The organism is Rheinheimera mesophila (genome assembly GCF_000986865.1).
In the GTDB taxonomy this organism is placed as follows: domain Bacteria; phylum Pseudomonadota; class Gammaproteobacteria; order Enterobacterales; family Alteromonadaceae; genus Pararheinheimera; species Pararheinheimera mesophila.
Map to the genome: position 1 here is coordinate 24,635 of NZ_LAVS01000004.1, position 20,586 is coordinate 45,220.

Consider the following 20,586-nt stretch of genomic DNA (forward strand, 5'->3'; position numbering starts at 1 on the left):
CCGAAAAACAAAATCTGGTAAGACCAGATGATTGTCGACAATTTATGCTGGCTCTTGATTGTAGCGATTGAGTCACATAAAGTAGCGCGACTTGGAGAAAGGAAAGCAGCAATGAAAGAACAACTAACCGCGCAACAACGGGAAGAACTCAATAACGAATGGGCCCGTCATCAGTTCCAGAAAGCCAATGCTTATTTGGCAGAAAAGGGCATACTGCCGGATAACGTCGCGGTATCTGAATCTCGTTATTTAACACCATTAATGGCGGTTTGGAAGATTACCGCCCAAGATCGCAAACAATACTGGGTGATAAGTGGTGATTTACCTACAGATCATCTGCCATTGTCAGTCGCGAAAGATGCACGTGAAGCGGTCAGAGCATTCTCATTAAACTGGCAACTCAAAGCCGACCAAATCATGAGCTCAGGGGCTATTGATCAAACGAAGAAGGATTTTGCTAATTTGCTGATCCACCGTGCCCATGGTTTATATGATTTATTTGATAAAGAAGAGCTCTGGACTAAGCAAAGTTAAGTCGATCCAAAGTATATAAATCTTTACAGCGCGTTAGGCTGGATGTTGAACGTCAGTTCAACGGCGCCAGTTCAGCAGCACCATAAAAACCGCCACTTCAAAAAAGGGCGGTTTTTTATTTGCCAGGTACTTTGCTTTACTCAGTAAAATACCAGTAGCCTTTGTTAATCAATACAGTGATCAACTGTAAGCGGCCATGGTCAGCAGCAAAATGCTGGCAATCTTCGACTGCAAGACTCACCTGATCGGTCAGCATTTTTACTGTCTTGAGTTCATTCGCTGGCACTAAAAAGCGGTCACCATTGATGAAAAGCTGAATATCCTCTGCAGGGCCTGCCTGATAATACAAAGTGCGCAGTCCACCTAATTTCGCCAGCACTGAGCCTTCTTCCAGATACTCAGCAATTTCGTCAGCTTCATAATGTGGATCAGGTTCAGTGGTATCCAGTTCATGTTTAGCATGACTGATATAACTGCCAAACCACTCTGCGGCAAAGGCTTTATCATCCACTAACTGACGTAGCAAAGCCTGAACCTGGTTTAAATCCTGCTCGCTGATAGCGCCTACAGAAGCGGGGACCTGACGCTCTGGATCAGTAAAACGCTGACCTGTAATGTCCTGATCGATCAGATGATCAGCCAGACCTGTCAGCAAATCTTTTTGTGCTGGCGCACGGAAACCGACCGAGTAGTTCAGTGAGGGATCCAAAGAGATACCATCATGCGGGCAACCCGGTGGAATATATAAAATATCGCCAGGTTCAGTGATCACATTGATGCAGTCGATAAAAGGGCTAACCTGCAATAAACGGGGGTGAGGGCAAATCTGTTTTAAGCTACTGTCCGGCATACCGACCCGCCAGTGCCTTTTGCCCTGACCCTGAATAATAAACACGTCGTATTGGTCCAGATGCGGGCCCACGCCGCCCCCTGCAGTAGAAAAGCTCACCATCAAATCGTCAATACGCCAGTTCGGGATAAAACGAAACGGCTCGATCAAAGCGGCGGATTGTGGGTGCCAGTGATCGACAGCCTGCACTAACAAAGTCCAGCCGTCTTCGCCTAAATGGCTGAAATCTTCAAAAGGACCGGTTTCCATATCCCAGACTGCATTTTTATTGCTGACAATACGGGATTCGATTTCTTCTTCACCGGCAAGGCCTGCCAGTTCATCCGGGCTGATTGGGTCGATAAAGTTTCTAAAGCCCGCTTTGATAAGCAGTGGCTTTTTCTGCCAGTACTCTGCTAAAAACTGCGCTGGTGTTAATTCATTTAAACATAATTGGTACATAGTTCTGGTTCACCATAAAAACAGGGCGATAAAATCGCCCTGTAAAAAATCACTTGTTAACACCAAGCTTAGTTCAGTAAATCGACTAACTCGACAGCTGCACCTATATAGTTATCCGGGCGCAGCGCTTTAAGTTCGGTTTTCACTTGTTCCGGCAGTTCTAACTTGTCGATAAACACAGCTAAATCCTGCGGTGTGATGCGCTTACCGCGGGTCAGTTCTTTCAGCTTTTCATAGGGCTGTTCAATGCCATATTTACGCATGACGGTCTGAACCGGCTCAGCCAGTAATTCCCAGTTCTGATCCAGCTCACTGAGCAGGTTGGCTTCGTTTACTTCCAGTTTGCTGATGCCTTTGAGGCTGGCGTGGTACGCAATCACTGTATACGCAAAACCTACACCTAAGTTACGCAGCACAGTCGAATCTGTTAAATCGCGCTGCCAGCGTGATACCGGCAGCTTAGACGATAAATGCTGGAATATGGCATTCGCCAGACCCAGGTTACCTTCGGAGTTTTCAAAGTCGATGGGGTTGACTTTATGCGGCATAGTGGACGAGCCAATCTCACCGGCAATAGTGCGCTGCTTAAAGTGTCCTAACGCTATATAACCCCAGACATCACGGTCGAAGTCGAGCAGAATGGTGTTAAAACGCGCTATGGCGTCAAACAGCTCGGCAATGTAGTCATGTGGTTCAATTTGCGTGGTGTATGGGTTCCAGCTTAAACCTAAGCTGGTGACAAACTCTTCTGCAAACTGATGCCAGTTCAGGTTTGGGTAAGCAGATAAATGTGCGTTGTAGTTCCCCACAGCGCCGTTGATTTTACCCAGCAGCTCCACTTTGGCAATTTGTTCACGCTGACGCTTTAATCGCATATATACGTTCGCCATCTCTTTACCTAAAGTGGTAGGTGAGGCAGGCTGACCGTGAGTACGGGCCATCATAGGAATAGCTTTGTACTTCTGAGCTAAGGTTTTGATTTCGCTTAATAACTGGTCGCACAATGGCAATAGTACCTGATCTCGGGCTGCACCTAACATCAAACCGTGTGACAGGTTATTGATATCTTCTGAGGTACAGGCAAAGTGAATAAATTCACTGACCGCTGCTAACTCAGCGTGATTGGCTACTTTTTCTTTTAATAAATATTCAACAGCTTTGACGTCATGGTTGGTGGTGCGCTCAATGTCTTTGACCCGCTGTGCATCTGCCAGACTGAAATTGTCGACAATTGAGTTGAGTAATGCATTGGCGCTGTCGGATAAAGCCGGTACTTCTGTAATGGCCGCTGTAGCTGCTAACTTTTGCAACCAACGCACTTCCACAGTCACCCGGAATTTGATTAAACCATATTCACTAAAAAACTCGCGCAGCTCGCTTACCTTTGAGCCATAGCGGCCATCGACAGGGGAGATGGCGGTTAATGCTGATAATTCCATTAGGTGCTCCTATGAATGGGTTGGGGCAATAGTCTGTAACACGGATTTGGCTTCACTGAGCAAGGCTTTGCGTTTGAAAATAAAATGCAAACGACTGCCACCGGCCTGACGCCATAACACCACGGCACGGATAGCGGCTAATAACAAAGCCCGGACTTTATGCTGCACCAGCGGTTGCTTCAGCAGTTCTGGCTGTCCGGCCACCTGAATTCGGGTGCCTAACGAGCTGATGCATTCAACATAAATATCCGCCAGATTGGCGATGATATTTTCATCGGTAATGGCAAAATGCTGCAGTTGCTGCTCTAAACGGGATAAGCGTTTACCCAGGTTATCCAGATTATCGCGGTTTTTGCTCAGTTTACGCTCCAGCGCAATGACGGACACCACATAACGGGTCAGTTCAACATCTTTACGCTGATTGTCACCTAACTGCTCGACCAGACACTGATAACCTGCTTTGAGGTTCGCCAGATCCTTGCCATAAATATCCAAAGGTTCAGCCGGAGATAAGTTCGCGATACTGGCTAAACACAGTTGCAAATCACTAAGCGCGACATCATTAGTGCGGGTGACTTGTTGTAAAAGCTTCAGGGCCTGGCACATACCCGCCAGAGCAAGGGTTTGAGTCTCAATACTGTGTTGCATAAATTACTGTATGGCCGAATTGATAATGCCACCACCCAAACAAATCTCATCGCTGTAAAACACAGCAGACTGACCCGGGGTCACGGCTTTTTGAGGCTGATCAAATACCACAACCACAGTGCCATCCGGCATTGGGGTCAGGGTGCATGGAATATCGGTCTGACGATAACGGGTTTTGACCGTGCAGCGAAGTAGCTGCTGCGGTCCTGTGCGGTCGACCCAATGCAATTGATTGGCAACTAAGCCTTTAGAGAACATGCTAGGGTGATCATGGCCTTGAGCGACAATCAAACGGTTATTGACCAAATCTTTGGCTACCACATACCAGGGCTGATCATCCCCATCTTTTAAGCCGCCAATCCGCAAACCTTTGCGCTGGCCTAAAGTGTGATACATCAGGCCATCGTGCTGGCCAATTTTATCGCCGTCTACTGTGTAAATATCACCAGGCTGGGCTGGTAAATACTTTTGCAGGAAATCTTTAAATTTGCGCTCGCCGATAAAACAGATACCCGTACTGTCTTTTTTATCGTGGGTAACTAAACCTTGTTCTTCGGCGATGGCGCGTACCAGAGGTTTTTCCAGATGACCGACAGGAAACAGGGTTTGCGCTACATGCTCTTCACCTATGGTGTAGAGGAAATAACTTTGATCTTTATTGCTGTCCAGTCCGCGCAATAACTGCCAGTGACCGTCGACTTCGCGGCGCTGCACATAATGGCCTGTGGCTATATAGTCGGCACCTAAAGCTTCGGCAGCAAATTCAAGGAAAGCTTTAAACTTAATCTCCTTGTTGCACATAATATCCGGATTCGGCGTGCGGCCGGCTTTGTATTCGGCCAGGAAATATTCAAACACGTTGTCCCAGTATTCAGCGGCAAAGTTGACTTTATGCAGCTTAATACCCAGCTTGTCACAGACCGCCTGAGCATCTTTTAAATCTTCTGCAGCAGCGCAGTATTCGCTGTCATCATCTTCTTCCCAGTTTTTCATAAACAGGCCTTCGACCTGATAACCTTGCTGCATCAGCAGGTAGGCTGAGACTGAGGAATCCACGCCGCCGGACATACCGACTATGACTTTTTTGCTGCTGTTATCTGACATTACACCGTACTTTTAACTGGCTGGATGGGAACGGGCGCGGATTATAGCACCAAATTCTTTGCCAAAAAATGTTAATCAAAGCGAATCTGTGACCACATTTCGGATCTGAGACAGCGGCAGCAACTGGTTTTGCTCAAACTGCGTGATGGCATCCAGCACCAGTGGACTACGCACGGGCAGGGCATGAGTGCGTAACTCCTCCAGAGTCAACCAGTGCAAGGCCCTGATATCATCGTCCTGTGGCTGATAGTGAGTGGGTAACGTAGCAGGGGTAAAGACAAAATTTACCCGCACATAAAAATGATCATTGGCGGCTTTAAGCTGAGAAATACCTAACCAGGCATCAGGGGCTAAGTCTAAACCAGTTTCTTCCCACAACTCGCGTTTTATGGCACTGACTACATCCTCCTGTTCTTCCACATGACCTGCAGGCTGATTCAGTACCAAAAGGCCAGAATTTTTATCTTTTTCTTCTACCAATAAATAACGACCCTGAAAATACAACACAGCGGCCACGGTTAAGTGCAATAAAGGTCGGGACATAAAAGAGGCTCCTCCTATGGATGTGTTGGTTAAAAGAAGACAGAGAAAAAACCAACAAGGCGCGCTCTTTATGCCATAGATGGACAAAAAAACCGATCTTTTGTTGTAATTGCGGCAAGATGCCCATAAATCGTCAGTGTTGCTTAAGTGGTCAGGCCGCCGGATGCTGCATTTTAGCCTGACAATTAGGTAGGATAAGGCCTGACAGTATTTGGGCATCTACTACTTCTGTCGTAAAGCGCATGTCCTTGACTAGGCGCTTAGAATCAGCGCTGTTATACTCGCGCACCACGAGTAACTGTAACGTTTTAAACAGCACAGGTCACTTCAACTCTGATGTGCCTGGCTAACGACTCAATTTTGCTGTAAATCCAGGAAACGATATGACCACCTCAAATATTATTTACACTATTACGGACGAAGCCCCGGCCCTGGCCACCTATTCTTTTTTACCTATAGTGCAGGCTTTTGCTAAAACGGCTGACATTGAAGTTGAAACTCAGGATATTTCTTTGGCTGGCCGTATCATTGCCTTATTCCCTGAATTTCTGACTGAAGAGCAGCGTCAACCAGACGCTCTGACCGCCTTAGGTGAGCTGGCGAATACGCCACAAGCCAACATTATCAAACTACCGAATATCAGTGCCTCTATTCCTCAGTTAGTGGCGGCCATTAAAGAATTGCAGGCCAAAGGTTATGCACTGCCGGATTATCCGGAAGAGCCAAAAACAGCCGAAGAAAAAGAAGCGCGTAGCCGTTACGACAAAATCAAAGGTAGTGCAGTCAACCCTGTGCTGCGTGAAGGTAACTCTGACCGTCGTGCTCCTGCTTCTGTCAAACAATATGCCCGTAAGAACCCGCATTCTATGGGCGCCTGGAGCAAAGAGTCGAAATCTCATGTGGCTCATATGAGCGCTGGTGATTTCTACGGTAGCGAGCAGTCTGTGACTATTAAAGAGGCCGGACAGGTGCGTATCGAGCATGTGGCTGCGGATGGCAGCGTCACAGTGCTGAAAGAAAAAACCGCAGTGAAAGCCGGTGAAATCATTGATGCCTCAGCCATGAGCAAAAAAGCGCTGCGTGATTTTATTGCCGCAGAAATTGCCGATGCAAAAGCGAAAGACGTGCTGCTGTCGGTGCATTTAAAAGCCACCATGATGAAAGTCTCTGACCCTATTATGTTTGGTCATGTGGTGACAGTGTACTTCAAAGAAGTATTTGAAAAACATGCCGCCACTTTTGCTGAATTGGGTGTCGATGCCAACAACGGTTTAGGTGATGTCTACGCAAAAATCGCCAAGCTGCCAGCCGATAAAAAAGCTGAAATTGAAGCCGACATTAAAGCTGTGTATGCCAAACAACCAGCACTGGCGATGGTGAATTCTGATAAGGGCATCACTAACTTACATGTGCCAAGCGATGTGATTATCGATGCGTCTATGCCTGCCGCTATCCGTTCGTCTGGCCAGATGTGGGGCCCGGACGGTAAGTTAAAAGACACTAAAGCTATTATTCCTGACCGTTGCTATGCTGGTGTCTACCAGGAAACCATCAATTTCTGTAAAGAACACGGTGCTTTTGATCCACGCACTATGGGTTCAGTACCAAACGTGGGTTTAATGGCGCAAAAAGCCGAAGAATACGGTTCACACGACAAGACCTTCGAAATGAAAGCGGCGGGTCAGGTACGTGTGGTTGATGCGACAGGCACTGTGCTTATTCAGCATAACGTCGAGCAAGGTGATATCTGGCGTATGTGCCAGGCCAAAGATGCACCAATCCGGGATTGGGTCAAACTGGCGGTCAACCGTGCCCGTTTAAGCAAAACTCCTGCGGTATTCTGGTTAGATAAAAACCGTGCTCACGATGCTCAGCTGATTGCTAAAGTAGAACGTTACTTAAAAGATCACGATACCAGTGGTTTAGATATTCAGATCATGGCACCGGAAGAGGCGACCCGTCACACCTTAAAACGGATGAAACAAGGTCTGGATACCATTTCTGTCACAGGCAACGTATTACGTGACTACTTAACAGACTTATTCCCAATTCTGGAATTAGGTACCAGTGCCAAGATGTTGTCTATCGTACCTCTGATGAACGGTGGTGGTTTGTTTGAAACTGGTGCCGGTGGTTCTGCACCTAAGCACGTCGAGCAGTTTGTTGAAGAAAACCACTTACGTTGGGATTCATTAGGTGAATTCCTGGCGTTGGCTGCATCTTTGGAGCATTTAAGTCAGGTGACTGGCAATGCGAAAGCTCAGGTACTGGCAGATGCGTTGGATCAGGCGACGGCTAAATTCCTGGATAACGACAAATCACCAACCCGTAAACTAGGCCAGTTGGACAACCGTGGCAGCCACTTCTATCTAGCCTTCTACTGGGCTGAAGCGCTGGCGGCACAAAGCAAAGATACAGCTTTAGCGGCCCGATTCGCACCGCTAGCTAAAGCGTTAACAGAAAACGAAGCCAAAATTGTGCAGGAATTAAACTCTGTGCAAGGCAAAGCGGTAGATATCGGCGGCTACTACAAGCCAGACGATGCGTTAGCATCAAAAGCTATGCGTCCAAGTGCTACCTTTAATCAGGCCTTAGCAGCACTGTAATTTTTTGTCAATTTGATGAAGTAACTAAAAGGCGCCTAGTGCGCCTTTTTACTTAGATATTCCCCAACCTAATTGATGTTGCGGCTAGGCGGCAAACGCGCACGATGCTGGGAGCATAATGGTCCTCTAGGCATTTGAATTGGAGAGAATAAAGAAAAATGCCGGCTTGGGCCGGCATTTCATATATGGATAGTGAGCTTCAGAACCTTACTCAGGTTTATGGCCTTCTGGCAGTGCAATATTTACTGCATGTAACCCTTTTGGGCCCTCAGACAGGTCAAATACCACGTCCTGGCCGGCCTTCAGCGTACGGTAGCCATCCATGTTAATGGTTGAATAATGGGCGAAGATGTCTTCGTCACGGCCATCTTCACGAATAAACCCAAATCCTTTGGCATTATTGAACCATTTCACTTTACCGGTAGCCATACTACTTCCTTCTCTAAGTTAGCTAAATTCTGTATTCTAAGACGGAGCAACAGGGAGCTGCAGGCAGACTCCACCATTTACTGTAGATAATTTGTGCAGCTAGTCAAGTTTTTTACACCCTTGTAAAGGGGCGTTGCAGGTACTATCTATAAGATAAGGCATACAGAGTGGCCGCAAAGCCTGTAGTGGCTTTGGGTCCGGTGAAAAAATTCATCAATGCAATTTTGATGCTTTGAACAGGCGTGGCTATAGTTTATGAGCGGTTATAAAGAAAACAACGTAATAGATCACGGAGTAGTGGAGAAAACCCGGCAACAGGTGAAACCTCCTTCTCTGTATAAAGTCATACTGCATAATGATGACTACACCCCGATGGATTTTGTCATTGATGTGTTGACCCGGTTTTTTAATATGCAATATGAAAAAGCCAGCGAAATTATGTTGAAAGTGCATTACGAAGGTATGGCGGTTTGTGGTGTATTTACCGCCGAGGTAGCAGAGACCAAAGTTCAGCAAGTGTCCATTTATGCGAAAGAGCACGAACATCCGTTGTTATGTACGATGGAGCGGGCTTAACGCCAAACAACTGCTGTAGTAACTCAGGTGGATTAGGAGTGATGTTGTATGTTGAACAAAGATCTTGAGTTAACCTTAAATCTGGCGTTTCGGTTTGCGCGGGAAAAACGTCATGAGTACATGACAGTCGAACATTTATTATTAGCGTTGTTGGATAACCCAGCGGCCGGCGAGGCATTGAGATCCTGCGGTGCCAATATAGACCGTTTGCGGCTTGATCTGTCGCACTTTATTGATTCAACCACCCCTTTGTTACCTGATGACGATACAGACCGCGACACCCAGCCTACGCTTGGATTTCAGCGTGTGCTGCAACGTGCCGTGTTTCATGTGCAGTCCTCAGGTAAGTCGGAAGTCACAGGAGCTAACGTCCTGGTCGCTATTTTCAGCGAGCAGGAATCACAGGCTGTGTATTTGCTGAAAAAAATCGACATCAGCCGGCTGGATATCGTCAATTACATTTCGCATGGCGTGATTAAAACCGAAAAAATTGAGCACCAGGACGAGCAGCAGGATGAAAACGGTGATGTGCAGATTGATGAAAATAAATACCTGGAAAGTTTCACCGCCAATCTGAATATTCTGGCGAAAAATGGTCAGATCGATCCTCTGGTTGGCCGGGATATGGAGCTGGAACGCACTATTCAGGTGCTGTGCCGTCGTAAGAAAAATAACCCCTTGTTGGTCGGCGAAGCTGGGGTGGGTAAAACTGCCATTGCCGAAGGTCTGGCCTACCGCATTGTGAATAATCAGGTGCCTGACGTCATTGCCAATGCCACCATTTATTCGCTGGACATGGGCTCGTTGCTGGCAGGTACTAAATACCGTGGTGATTTTGAGAAACGCTTAAAATCCTTGCTGAAAGAAATCGAAAGCGAAAAAGATGCAGTGTTGTTTATTGACGAAATTCATACCGTCATTGGTGCTGGTGCTGCATCCGGTGGTGTGATGGACGCCTCTAATCTGATTAAACCTCTGCTCTCCAGTGGCCGCCTGCGTTGCATAGGGTCCACCACCTATCAGGAGTTTAAAAACATCTTTGAAAAAGATACAGCGCTGGTGCGCCGTTTCCAGAAAATTGATGTGGTGGAGCCCAGTGTCGATGACACTACGCAAATTCTGCAAGGTTTAAAAGAGCGCTACGAAGCGCACCATGGGGTACGTTACACCCAAAAAGCGCTGCGTGCTGCCGCAGAGCTGTCGGCCAAATACATCAACGAGCGGCATCTGCCGGATAAAGCCATAGATGTGATTGACGAAGCCGGAGCCAGTCAGCGTTTATTGCCTGTGTCGAAACGGAAAAAAGTGATTAATGTGCCGGAAATTGAGCACATTATTGCCAAAATGGCACGTATTCCGGAGAAGTCCGTGTCGGCTTCTGATAAAGATGTGCTGGCCAACTTAGACCGCAACTTAAAAATGGTGGTGTTTGGTCAGGACGAGCCTATTGAAGTGTTAACTTCGGCGATTCGTTTATCCCGCTCTGGTTTGGGCAATGAAGAAAAACCTATAGGGAACTTCTTATTCGCAGGTCCTACCGGGGTAGGTAAAACGGAGGTGACAAAGCAACTGGCCAAAATCATGGGCGTTGAGTTGCTGCGCTTTGATATGTCCGAGTACATGGAACGTCATGCCGTCAGTCGTTTGATTGGTGCACCGCCGGGTTATGTCGGTTTTGATCAGGGTGGTTTGCTGACCGATGCGGTATCAAAACACCCTTATTCAGTGGTGCTGCTGGACGAAATCGAAAAGGCCCATACCGACATTTACAACATTTTGTTGCAGGTGATGGATCATGGGACCTTAACGGACAACAGTGGCCGTAAAGTTGATTTTCGTAATGTGATTCTGGTGATGACCACCAATGCCGGTGTACAGGAGACGGTGCGTAAAACCATCGGCTTTAAACAGCAGGATCACAGCCACGACGCCTTAGCCGAGATTAACCGGACTTTTAGTCCTGAGTTCAGAAACCGTTTAGATGGCATCATTTGGTTTAAACATTTAGCCCGCGACATTATTCTGCAGATTGTCGATAAGTTTGTCTGCGACTTGCAGGTGCAACTGGATAAAAAGCAAGTGTCAATGGAATTGTCTGGTGCTGCCCGTCAATGGCTGGCTGACAAAGGTTATGATCAGGCGATGGGGGCCCGTCCAATGGCTCGGGTCATTCAGGAGCAACTGAAAAAACCTTTGGCCAACGAAATACTGTTTGGCCGTCTGGCCAATGGCGGCGATGTGCGTGTTGATCTGAAAGGCGACGAGCTGGAGTTTGACTATAACGAAGAGGCGATACCCGCCTGAAACTGAGTCATGCTATTGATATACGAAAAACCCGGCTTGGCCGGGTTTTTCTTTATTCCGAATGCAGCAAATAGCCTGTAACGCTATCTGGTTCCATCAAATCTTAACGTTGACGGAACACGATGCGACCTTTGGTCAGATCGTAAGGAGTTAATTCAACAGTGACTTTGTCGCCTGTCAGAATGCGAATGTAGTTTTTACGCATTTTGCCTGAAATGTGGGCAATAACTACGTGGCCGTTTTCTAACTCGACCTTAAACATGGTATTTGGCAGGGTATCTAAGATAGTCCCTTGCATTTCAATTACGTCTTCTTTCGCCATTCAGCGTGCCAGCCTCTTATTTAAATTCATCAGTTCAAAAAACTGCCGCAGATTTTGCCGAAAAAGGGCAGATAAGTAAAGCAACATAGACAGATTTAGCAAAATGACAGCCATTCTCCGGCTATAAAACGTTGTTGTGGCAAAAACTTTGCTTTGTAATTCATTTTTTGACAGTGCTGGATGTAATAACCCAGATACACAAACTGGATTGTTTCCGCTTTTGCCTGCTCAATCAGCGCCAGGATAGCCAGAGTGCCAAACGCCAGCGCATGACCGGTCTGATAAAAAGTATAAACAGCGGAAAAGGCATCCGGGGTGCAATCCACGACGGTTACCGCCACCAGTTGATCGTCCAGATATTGCTCCAGAAACTGTATTTTCAACCAGTTGGCTTGCCACAGATACGACATTTGCTCCGGACTGGTCGGTGACATCGAACTGCCGGCATGTTTGCTGTCGATGTAAGACTGGTAAAGAGCATAGTATTTTTCAGTGCAGTTATTTTTATCTTCAGTCTGTGCCCATTGATAGCGCCACTGACTGCGTTTTGCTTTGCTCCAGAGCCGGCGCTGGCTGCTGCTGAGTTGAACCTCTGTCGCTTTAAGTCGTACTGACTGGCACTGCTGGCAGCCTTCACAGTAGGTGGTATAAATTTGTTCGCCACTGCGTCTGAAATTCAGTGTCAGCAGTTGTTGGTAGAATTCAGCGCTCAGAGGCTCATCCGGTAAGGTAAACAACAGGCGCTCTTGTCGATCTGGCAGATAATTGCATTGTTGCTGCTGACTGACTCCAAGTTTTAAGCCTGACATCTTAAAGCTCCAACTCTATATCCTTTGCTTGCCAGCTATCCGCTGGACAGGGTAGCGTTTTATGATTCGCCAGCAAAGTCAGATAAGTCCGACGCGAAAGAGGCTCGGCCCCTAACTGTTGAAGAAAAGGATTCATCATCTGACAATCAATATAGCCTGTGGCAAAGGTGGATAAATGCTGCTGTAACGCCACCAGTGCTATTTTTGCCGTATTGGGCTGGGTATTAAACATGGATTCGCCACAAAATAGCTGCCCTACCATCACGCCATAACAACCACCAACCAACTCATCATCAGACCAAATCTCAACACTATGGGCATGGCCTTGCTGATGCAAGGTAATATAGGCCTGCTGAATATCCGGAACTATCCAGGTGCCTTGTTGCGTTGGACGAGGGGCACTGCAGGCTTTGATCACCGCAGCGAAAGCCCTGTTAATACTGATCCGAAAGTCTGCATGATGCAGGACTTTTCGCAGTGTGCGATTGGGTTTTAATACACCTGGTCTGAACATAGCTCGCTGGGAGGGACTCCACCACAACAGTGGATCACCGGGGCTAAACCAGGGAAAAATGCCGTTTTGATAGGCCTTGAGTAAACGCTGTGGCGATAAGTCACCGCCCATCGCCAACAAGCCGTCCGGTTCAGTCAGCGCCTGACTGACCGGAGGAAACTCAAAAGAGGTCGCTGATAATTCAGGTAAATAGATCACCCTTATTTACCTTTGTCGCTGCGACATTACTTGGCTAAAGCGTCTAAATAACGCTCTGCATCTAACGCCGCCATACAACCTGTACCCGCCGAGGTAATGGCCTGACGGTAGATATGATCCGACACATCACCGGCAGCAAACACACCTTCAATACTGGTTTGAGTGGCATTGCCCTCTGTTCCGCTTTGTACTTTCAGATAACCGCCGTTCATTTCCAACTGGCCGGCAAAAATGTCGGTATTTGGTTTATGACCTATCGCAATAAACACACCCGCAACGGCTACATCCTCAGTCGGCTGGCCGTTGGTGGATTTTAAGCGGATGCCGTTGACGCCCATCTCATCACCCAGAATTTCTTCCAGTTCACGGTGGGTGTGCAAAATAATATTGCCTGACGCCACTTTCGCCATTAAGCGGTCTACCAGAATTTTTTCCGCTTTAAAGCTGTCACGGCGGTGCACCAAATGCACTTCTGAGGCGATATTGGCTAAATACAAAGCTTCTTCCACAGCAGTGTTACCACCCCCTACAACAGCAACTTTTTGATTGCGGTAAAAGAAACCATCACAAGTGGCACAGGCAGACACGCCACGGCCGTTGTAGGTTTGCTCTGACGGTAATCCCAGGTACTTGGCTGAGGCACCTGTAGCAATGATCAGTGCATCACAGCTATATTGACCGTTGTCACCTGTTAACAGAAACGGACGTTGTTTCAGATCGACAGTGTGGATGTGATCAAACAGAATTTCGGTATTGAAGGTTTCCGCATGCGCTTTCATCCGGTCCATCAGGGCCGGACCTGTTAAGCCGTGTGGGTCACCCGGCCAGTTTTCTACTTCAGTGGTGGTGGTTAACTGACCGCCGGCCTGCATGCCGGTCAGCAGCACCGGATTTAAATTGGCGCGCGCAGCGTAGACAGCCGCTGTATAGCCCGCAGGGCCTGAACCTAAAATCAATAAACGGCTGTGTTTAATAGTGGACATGCATTACTCCGGCATTTAAATTCAATAAGGTATTCAGTTGATTCGTTAATGGGGCCGATTTTATGGCATTGCAATAGCGAGATAAAGCACAACTGTATTTTTTCCAATTCAGGCTCTGGCAAGGAGGCCGGGCTATGGTATTGTTTGTTTACACCTATTGGCTGTGGTTCCTCTGCTGGGGTTGAATTTGCATCAGGTTTTTTTGTGTTTACTCGGACCGGAGAGCTGAATAGATGATGATCCGGTGGTCCTCTGTGCTGCTCATCTTTTGGCTGCTATGCGGCAGTTTTGCTCTATTTGCTCAAACGCATTTCACCCGTCTGAGCGTCGATGATGGTTTGCCCAATGCCAGTATTTACCGGATAGTGCAGGATAAAGACGGGTATATCTGGCTGGGTTCTACCAATACAGGCCTGTTGCGATACAACGGCTACGAACTGGAAGCTTTTGATGTGCTGCCTGCATCTGTCAGTCAGAACATCCTGGTGCCGGATATTGATGCACTGCTGATGGACGGACAAGGCCAGCTCTGGATTGGCAGTTGGGGCATGGGGCTGAGCAAAGTCAATACCCACACCGGGCAAGTCTCGTATTATTCTGCCAGTCCTGACAGCGCTTTAGTGTTAAGTAGTAACTACATTCAGAGTTTATTACTGGATAAAAATGGTGGGCTCTGGATAGGAACCAACAAAGGGTTGCAGCTATTGCACCCGGACGGCACCTTAGAGCAGATAGGGGCACAAGACTCGGCGCAGCCGCTGGTTCATCCACGGATCTGGGCGCTGGCTCAGACTGACGATCACAGCATCTGGATTGCAACCAGCGAGGGGCTGCATCGTTGGACTGCAGAACAAGGACTCAGTAAGCCGTATCAGGCCTTTGGTCCGCATAGTATCAATAATGAAATGCGTACTTTATATGCTCATGGCAATGAGTTATGGGTAGGAGGGCGCAGCTCATTATTTAAATTTGACCCTGCTTCGTCTGAGTTTACATCTGTTCCTTTTTTCGATGATGCGGTCAGTCCTATTATCAATGCACTTGAAGCGGATCAGCAGGGGAACTTGTTGGTCGGTACTTTTGATGGGGTCTATAAGGTCTCCCTGACTTCTGGTGCCTTTGAAGCTTTTTCTGACAGCAAACAATTACTCGCTGGTATTAACGTGCGTTCTTTGCTGGTCGATCGCAGTGGTTTGTTGTGGGTTGGCAGCAGGGAGCGGGGTCTATTTTATGGCCGGCATCAACCTTCGGCTTTTACTGATTTAACCCGCTGGAGCCCGCAAGCTGCTGCTTTGGCTCAACAGCAGTGGACCGCGGTAAAGGTGGAAGATGACATGCTGTGGTTGGGAAGCTCGGATCAGCTTTATCGGCTCAACAGAAAAACCGGAGCTGTACTGTCTGTTGCGATGCCAGCCCGGGTCAATGCCATCACCAGATCCGCTCAGGGAGACCTCTATATAGGTTCAGACACAGGTTTGTGGCAATTTGATGAAGACAAGCAACAACTGCGGCAACTGGATTCAGGACAAAACAGAGCCGGTACTCAGTGGCAAAACGTGCGTGATTTGGTTAGCTTGTCAGATGGCAGCTTGTGGTTGGGATTATGGCAAAACGGTCTGATGCGCTGGGATCCGGCCGGTCGTCATCAATTCTGGTTACAGGATATGGCTCAGCAGAAAGTGGGAGATGCGGTGCAGGTGGTGCAAGAGATCCAGGGTAAGATTTGGATAGGCACCCGTTATTCCGGACTGTTTATGCTTGACCCCTCCAACGGCGAATTACGTTCGATGACAGAGTTGGTGCCAGTTGAGCAGGCGCTGGATATCCAATGTATAGCACAGGGACCGGACGAGACTATCTTGGTATGCAGCCGTAGCGGATTACTCAGCCTGGATCTGAAAAACCGTATAGTGTCGGGTTTAGGGGAGGTATTTCATCTGCCTAAAGCTGAATTATTGGGCGCCTATACGGATAGACAGAACAATATCTGGTTGTTATCGGCACAGGGTTTAAGTTTAAAACCTTACCAGCAAGAGCGTTTGATCACCTTCACCGAGCAGGATGGCTTGAAAAACAAGGAAATGATTTTTAAAGCTTTTTCGGTGTCAAAACGAGGGAACTTGTATCTGGCCACAGCCGGAGGTTTGTCTATCGTCCATGCAGATCTGCTCTGGCTGAATCATCATAAAAGTACAACCCAGGTCTCTGCTATCTGGATTGATCAGAAAAAACTAAAACCCGCTATTATGCAAAACTCCTGGTCCAGGATTGAATTAAAGCCCGGCCAGAGCATCAGTCTGGAATTGGCTAGTCTGGATTACCACGATCCTAAACGGAATCAGTTTATTTACCAACTGGAAGGTGTTGATAATGGCTGGCAATACAGCACGGGTTACACCAAAGTCAATTACAGTCAGTTAGAGCCCGGAACTTATCAGTTTAAAGCTCTGGGTTCGAATCAACATGCGTTGTTTTCGGACCAACCCTATCTGCTTACTTTCGAGGTCTTACCGTTGTGGTGGCAGCGTGGCTGGGTGATCGCTGTGCTTGGCTTGTTGCTGCTGTTGCTGTTAGCTGGCGGGCATGCTTACCGGCTACGCCATATGCGACAAATTAATAAGCTGTTGCAGCACTCAGTGCAGGAAAGGGCCTATAACCAGACAGTTCTGCAAACTATGGTGGAAGAGCGGACTAAAGCGCTGCAGGACAGCTCGGCGACTTTGTCGTTGCGAACCCGGCAGTTGGAGGTCAGTTTGTCGCAGTTGGCTGAAAATAACAGAGAGCTAAAAAGGTTAAACAGCTTAAAGGATGAGTTTATTTCAACGGTCAGTCATGAGCTGCGCACACCTTTGACGTCGATCCGCGGCGCTGTCGGATTGCTTGCCAGTAAAGCCGTCGCTGAGGGCTCTGAACATTATCAGCAGTTGTTACAAACAGCACTGGGGAACAGTGAACGCTTGTCTCAACTGATTAATGATTTATTGGATCTGCAGAAGTTTGAATCAGGCAATTTTAGTTTATCTTTTGCTAATACTGCGATGAAACAACTGGTGTTACAGGCTGTTGAAAGCATAGCCCCTTATGCAGCGAAGTATCAGGTGAGTATCCAGACTCAGTTAGCGGATTGTCAGGTGATGGCGGACCCGACCCGGATCAGGCAAGTGGTGGATAACCTGTTATCCAATGCGATTAAATTTTCGGCAGCCGGCCAGACCGTGTTTGTGCGGTTAACTCAACGCAGTGGGCATATTCGGTTTGAGGTTCAGGATCAAGGCTCTGGTATTCCGGACAGTTTCCGCAGCCGTATCTTTGAAAAGTTCTCTCAGGCCGACGGCTCGACCAGTCGCAAAGCTGAGGGGACAGGTTTGGGGTTAAATATCTGTAAGACTATTATCAATGCCCATCATGGCGAAATTGGTTTTGAAAGTGAACCAGAACAAGGCGCTTTGTTTTGGTTTGAATTGCCTTCAACACCAGTTTAACTCTGAGGTAAAACATACCAATACACCGCCAGAAAATGGCACGTGCTGCCGGCCAATACGAATAAATGCCAGATCAGGTGGTGCATAAATAAAGTTTTTTGCACATAAAATAGCACCCCCCCCGAATAAAATAAGCCACCTGCCAGCAACCACCACAAACCAGAGGGCGGAACATGACTGAGCATAGGATCGATGGCCACCAGTACGATCCAGCCCATAATCAGATACAAGGCAACGGATAGTTTTTGATATTTAGCCCCGGTAAACAGTTTCAGCAGCACACCGGCAAAAGCAATGCTCCAAACCAGGGTAAACAACCACCAGCCCCAGTTATCCCGCAAACTGACCAGGGTAAAAGGGGTGTAGGTACCGGCGATCAGGATGAAAATAGCAGAGTGATCGAGTTTTCGAAGCCACAACTTATGTTTCAGGTTCTGCACTGAATGGTACAAGGTGGAACTGCCATACAATAAAATCAGACTCAGGCCAAATACCCAACTGCTTAACTGCCGCCAAAAATCAGCAGCGGATGACAGCTCAAGCATCAGATACAAGCCAAACAGACTGGCTAAAACGCCGATGCCATGACTGATGGCATGGCTCACTTCTTCTGACGTGCTGTAAGGGCTGACTGCTTTCATTGTTTGTTTTATCTGGACTGACCTCAAAACATTATGCTAACACTGCCCGGTTCAAAGCAAGCAGTGCAATTCGTTATTTTCTTTGGATAAAGGTAAACTAGCGGCCTGTTGATTTGAGGATGAAACTAATTTTTTATGGCTGTGCTTTTAGTGGTGGGTTATGTCTGGCCTGAACCTAAGTCTTCTGCTGCAGGAAGCAGGATTTTGTCTTTGCTCCAGATGTTTCGGCAGCAGGGCTGGGAGGTTATTTTTGCCAGTCCGGCTGAAAAAAGTCCGCATCGCTTTGAGTTAAGTCAGTGGCAGATCCGCGAGGAGCAAATTCAGTTAAACGACAGTAGTTTTGATCGGCAACTGCGAGCCTGGCAGCCTGATGTAGTGATCTTTGATCGTTTTATGCTTGAGGAGCAGTTCGGTTGGCGTGTCGAGCAGCAGTGTCCTGACGCTTTCAGGGTGCTGGACACTGAAGATCTGCATTTTTTACGCTCAGCCCGTCAGCAGGCATTCAAAGCAGGCAGAGACCTGACACTACAGGATTTGCATTCTGAACAGGCGCAACGTGAGATTGCCGCTATTTACCGCTCGGATCTGACGCTGATTATTTCAGAGGCTGAAATGCAGTTATTGACGGAGCAGTTTAAAGTATCGGCCGAGCTGTTGTGTTATTGCCCGTTTTGGCTGGACGGCAAAACGGCTGAAAATTTAGCCCCATTTGACCAGCGTCAGCATTTTGTTTCTATCGGCAATTTCCGCCATGAGCCAAATTGGCAGGCGGTTCTGTGGCTGAAACAGCAAATTTGGCCACTGATCCGGAAACAACTGCCAAAAGCCGAATTGCATATTTATGGTGCTTATCCACCGCCTAAGGCGACGCAGTTGCATCAGCCAAAAGAGGGATTTCTTGTCAAAGGGTGGGCTGAAGATGCAGCCACAGTGATCCAACACGCCAGAGTGTTATTGGCCCCTTTGCCTTTTGGCGCGGGTTTAAAAGGCAAGTTTATTGATGCCATGGCTCAGGGCACGCCAAATGTGACCACTGCAGTTGGAGCAGAAGGTATGACAGAGCAGGGGCTGTGGGGCGGGCTGATCGGAGAAACTGCTGAACAACTCGCAGATGCGGCCGTCCTCTTGTATCAGGATCAGCGGCTTTGGCAGCAAAAACAGCAACAAGGCATAGATATTTTGTTAAAACGTTTTGCCAGCCACCACCACCAGCCCCGCGTTTGGCAACAACTGATGGCGGTCCGGCAACAACTGACACAACACAGATTAACCAATTTCACTGGAGCCATGCTCAGACATCATCAGCATCGCAGCACACAGTTTATGGCGCAGTGGATTGAGGCAAAAACTAAACTGGCAAAGCTGAAACACAGCATAGCCACGCAGGAGACAACAGATGAGTGAAATCAGCCGCCAGGCACTGGTGCAACTTCTTGAGCAGGAACTGCAAACGGGGATGATCAAAGACTATTGTCCCAACGGTTTACAGGTTGAGGGCAAAAGCCAGATCAAAAAAATTATTGCAGGTGTCACCGCTTCTCAGGCGTTGCTCGACGCCGCGGTCGCTGCGGGCGCGGATGCCGTGATGGTGCATCATGGCTATTTCTGGAAAAACGAAGACTATCCCATTACCGGTATGAAAAAACGCCGCTTACAGACCTTGCTGAAACAGGACATCAGCCTGCTGGCCTATCATTTACCGCTGGATGTACACCCTGTACTTGGCAATAACGCCCAACTGGCATTAAAGCTGGGCTTAACCCAGTGGCAGGCTGTAGCTGGTGTCAGCCCGGCAGGCGTCTTGATGCGTGGCTCTCTAACTACCGCGATGACCAGCCGGCAAATAGCAGACAGACTGCATCTGGAGTTAAACCGCGAACCTCTGTTGCATGCAGTGCTGGAACGACCCGTGACTGAACTGGCCTGGTGTACAGGTGGTGGCCAGTCTTACATCGAACAGGCTTATGCCTCTGGTGCAGAGCTTTTTATCAGTGGTGAAGTATCGGAACAAACCATTCACAGCTCGCGTGAGCTTGGCATCGACTTTATTGCTGCCGGTCATCACGCCACCGAGCGGTATGGAATTCAAGCCCTGGCTGAATTTGTGCAGCAGAAAACAGGGGTACTTTGTGAATTTATTGATATCGATAATCCAGCTTAGGC

Annotated in this window: 18 protein-coding genes; 7 read left to right on the forward strand and 11 right to left on the reverse strand. The window is 47.9% G+C overall.

Annotation, left to right across the window (positions count from 1 at the left end; genetic code table 11):
• The first annotated feature begins 111 nt into the window (after positions 1-111).
• The gene (locus tag SD53_RS02890) at positions 112-534 is read left to right on the forward strand and encodes a DUF4826 family protein (RefSeq protein ID WP_046518723.1); all 423 of its coding nucleotides are present in this window, start codon (positions 112-114) and stop codon (positions 532-534) included.
• Between the two features lie 136 nt (positions 535-670).
• Here SD53_RS02890 and SD53_RS02895 read toward each other — a convergent pair whose 3' ends face one another.
• The 5 genes from SD53_RS02895 to SD53_RS02915 form a co-directional block, all read right to left on the reverse strand.
• Entirely contained in the window at positions 671-1,825 is a 1,155-nt protein-coding gene (locus SD53_RS02895; RefSeq protein ID WP_046518724.1) for a ribosomal protein uL16 3-hydroxylase, read from the reverse strand.
• A gap of 68 nt (positions 1,826-1,893) precedes the next feature.
• Positions 1,894-3,264, reverse strand: a complete 1,371-nt coding sequence (gene purB / locus SD53_RS02900; protein WP_046518725.1) for an adenylosuccinate lyase — start codon at positions 3,262-3,264, stop codon at positions 1,894-1,896.
• A gap of 9 nt (positions 3,265-3,273) precedes the next feature.
• Complete coding sequence (hflD, locus tag SD53_RS02905; protein ID WP_046518726.1) at positions 3,274-3,912, reverse strand: high frequency lysogenization protein HflD; 639 nt, start codon at positions 3,910-3,912, stop codon at positions 3,274-3,276.
• 3 nt (positions 3,913-3,915) lie between these two features.
• Complete coding sequence (mnmA, locus tag SD53_RS02910) at positions 3,916-5,016, reverse strand: tRNA 2-thiouridine(34) synthase MnmA (protein ID WP_046518727.1); 1,101 nt, start codon at positions 5,014-5,016, stop codon at positions 3,916-3,918.
• 75 nt (positions 5,017-5,091) lie between these two features.
• Positions 5,092-5,559, reverse strand: a complete 468-nt coding sequence (locus SD53_RS02915) for an NUDIX domain-containing protein (RefSeq protein ID WP_046518728.1) — start codon at positions 5,557-5,559, stop codon at positions 5,092-5,094.
• A 383-nt stretch (positions 5,560-5,942) separates the two neighbouring features.
• Between SD53_RS02915 and SD53_RS02920 the strand changes: the two genes are divergently transcribed.
• Complete coding sequence (locus SD53_RS02920) at positions 5,943-8,165, forward strand: NADP-dependent isocitrate dehydrogenase (protein WP_046518729.1); 2,223 nt, start codon at positions 5,943-5,945, stop codon at positions 8,163-8,165.
• Between the two features lie 207 nt (positions 8,166-8,372).
• Here SD53_RS02920 and cspD read toward each other — a convergent pair whose 3' ends face one another.
• The gene (cspD, locus tag SD53_RS02925; RefSeq protein ID WP_046518730.1) at positions 8,373-8,594 is read right to left on the reverse strand and encodes a cold shock domain-containing protein CspD; all 222 of its coding nucleotides are present in this window, start codon (positions 8,592-8,594) and stop codon (positions 8,373-8,375) included.
• A 255-nt stretch (positions 8,595-8,849) separates the two neighbouring features.
• Between cspD and clpS the strand changes: the two genes are divergently transcribed.
• The gene (gene clpS / locus SD53_RS02930) at positions 8,850-9,170 is read left to right on the forward strand and encodes an ATP-dependent Clp protease adapter ClpS (RefSeq protein WP_046518731.1); all 321 of its coding nucleotides are present in this window, start codon (positions 8,850-8,852) and stop codon (positions 9,168-9,170) included.
• A 48-nt stretch (positions 9,171-9,218) separates the two neighbouring features.
• Positions 9,219-11,474, forward strand: a complete 2,256-nt coding sequence (gene clpA / locus SD53_RS02935) for an ATP-dependent Clp protease ATP-binding subunit ClpA (protein WP_046518732.1) — start codon at positions 9,219-9,221, stop codon at positions 11,472-11,474.
• Positions 11,475-11,577: 103 nt separating this feature from the next.
• Here the strand turns inward: clpA and infA are convergent, their stop codons facing one another.
• From infA to trxB, 4 genes are all read right to left on the reverse strand, one after another.
• Positions 11,578-11,796 carry a translation initiation factor IF-1 gene (gene infA / locus SD53_RS02940; RefSeq protein WP_008610216.1) on the reverse strand — a complete coding sequence of 73 codons (219 nt, stop codon included), beginning with the start codon at positions 11,794-11,796 and terminating at the stop codon, positions 11,578-11,580.
• A 95-nt stretch (positions 11,797-11,891) separates the two neighbouring features.
• Complete coding sequence (locus SD53_RS02945) at positions 11,892-12,605, reverse strand: arginyltransferase (protein ID WP_046518733.1); 714 nt, start codon at positions 12,603-12,605, stop codon at positions 11,892-11,894.
• Between the two features lies 1 nt (position 12,606).
• Entirely contained in the window at positions 12,607-13,317 is a 711-nt protein-coding gene (gene aat / locus SD53_RS02950) for a leucyl/phenylalanyl-tRNA--protein transferase (protein WP_046518734.1), read from the reverse strand.
• Between the two features lie 26 nt (positions 13,318-13,343).
• Positions 13,344-14,300 (reverse strand): thioredoxin-disulfide reductase, encoded by a 957-nt coding sequence (gene trxB, locus SD53_RS02955; RefSeq protein ID WP_046518735.1) that lies wholly within the window; start codon positions 14,298-14,300, stop codon positions 13,344-13,346.
• Positions 14,301-14,533: 233 nt separating this feature from the next.
• Here trxB and SD53_RS02960 point away from each other — a divergent pair, with 233 nt between their 5' ends.
• Entirely contained in the window at positions 14,534-17,782 is a 3,249-nt protein-coding gene (locus SD53_RS02960; protein ID WP_046518736.1) for a sensor histidine kinase, read from the forward strand.
• Here the strand turns inward: SD53_RS02960 and trhA are convergent.
• Positions 17,779-18,423 (reverse strand): PAQR family membrane homeostasis protein TrhA, encoded by a 645-nt coding sequence (gene trhA, locus SD53_RS02965; RefSeq protein ID WP_046518737.1) that lies wholly within the window; start codon positions 18,421-18,423, stop codon positions 17,779-17,781. The two genes, SD53_RS02960 and trhA, sit on opposite strands and share 4 nt — an antisense overlap.
• 135 nt (positions 18,424-18,558) lie before the next feature.
• On the opposite strand from trhA, the gene SD53_RS02970 reads away from it, so the two are divergent.
• Both SD53_RS02970 and SD53_RS02975 read left to right on the forward strand, forming a co-directional pair.
• Positions 18,559-19,827, forward strand: a complete 1,269-nt coding sequence (locus SD53_RS02970) for a glycosyltransferase (RefSeq protein WP_046518738.1) — start codon at positions 18,559-18,561, stop codon at positions 19,825-19,827.
• Positions 19,820-20,584 (forward strand): Nif3-like dinuclear metal center hexameric protein, encoded by a 765-nt coding sequence (locus tag SD53_RS02975; RefSeq protein ID WP_046518739.1) that lies wholly within the window; start codon positions 19,820-19,822, stop codon positions 20,582-20,584. Before SD53_RS02970 ends, SD53_RS02975 begins: the two co-directional genes overlap by 8 nt.
• Positions 20,585-20,586 lie beyond the last annotated feature (2 nt).

Bases quoted from the DNA above. Each gene is read 5' to 3' on its own strand.
- SD53_RS02890 (WP_046518723.1), top strand. From the start codon at position 112: ATGAAAGAACAACTAACCGCGCAACAACGGGAAGAACTCAATAACGAA.
- SD53_RS02895 (WP_046518724.1), bottom strand. From the start codon at position 1,825: ATGTACCAATTATGTTTAAATGAATTAACACCAGCGCAGTTTTTAGCA.
- purB (WP_046518725.1), bottom strand. From the start codon at position 3,264: ATGGAATTATCAGCATTAACCGCCATCTCCCCTGTCGATGGCCGCTAT.
- hflD (WP_046518726.1), bottom strand. From the start codon at position 3,912: ATGCAACACAGTATTGAGACTCAAACCCTTGCTCTGGCGGGTATGTGC.
- mnmA (WP_046518727.1), bottom strand. From the start codon at position 5,016: ATGTCAGATAACAGCAGCAAAAAAGTCATAGTCGGTATGTCCGGCGGC.
- SD53_RS02915 (WP_046518728.1), bottom strand. From the start codon at position 5,559: ATGTCCCGACCTTTATTGCACTTAACCGTGGCCGCTGTGTTGTATTTT.
- SD53_RS02920 (WP_046518729.1), top strand. From the start codon at position 5,943: ATGACCACCTCAAATATTATTTACACTATTACGGACGAAGCCCCGGCC.
- cspD (WP_046518730.1), bottom strand. From the start codon at position 8,594: ATGGCTACCGGTAAAGTGAAATGGTTCAATAATGCCAAAGGATTTGGG.
- clpS (WP_046518731.1), top strand. From the start codon at position 8,850: ATGAGCGGTTATAAAGAAAACAACGTAATAGATCACGGAGTAGTGGAG.
- clpA (WP_046518732.1), top strand. From the start codon at position 9,219: ATGTTGAACAAAGATCTTGAGTTAACCTTAAATCTGGCGTTTCGGTTT.
- infA (WP_008610216.1), bottom strand. From the start codon at position 11,796: ATGGCGAAAGAAGACGTAATTGAAATGCAAGGGACTATCTTAGATACC.
- SD53_RS02945 (WP_046518733.1), bottom strand. From the start codon at position 12,605: ATGTCAGGCTTAAAACTTGGAGTCAGTCAGCAGCAACAATGCAATTAT.
- trxB (WP_046518735.1), bottom strand. From the start codon at position 14,300: ATGTCCACTATTAAACACAGCCGTTTATTGATTTTAGGTTCAGGCCCT.
- SD53_RS02960 (WP_046518736.1), top strand. From the start codon at position 14,534: ATGATGATCCGGTGGTCCTCTGTGCTGCTCATCTTTTGGCTGCTATGC.
- trhA (WP_046518737.1), bottom strand. From the start codon at position 18,423: ATGAAAGCAGTCAGCCCTTACAGCACGTCAGAAGAAGTGAGCCATGCC.
- SD53_RS02970 (WP_046518738.1), top strand. From the start codon at position 18,559: ATGGCTGTGCTTTTAGTGGTGGGTTATGTCTGGCCTGAACCTAAGTCT.
- SD53_RS02975 (WP_046518739.1), top strand. From the start codon at position 19,820: ATGAGTGAAATCAGCCGCCAGGCACTGGTGCAACTTCTTGAGCAGGAA.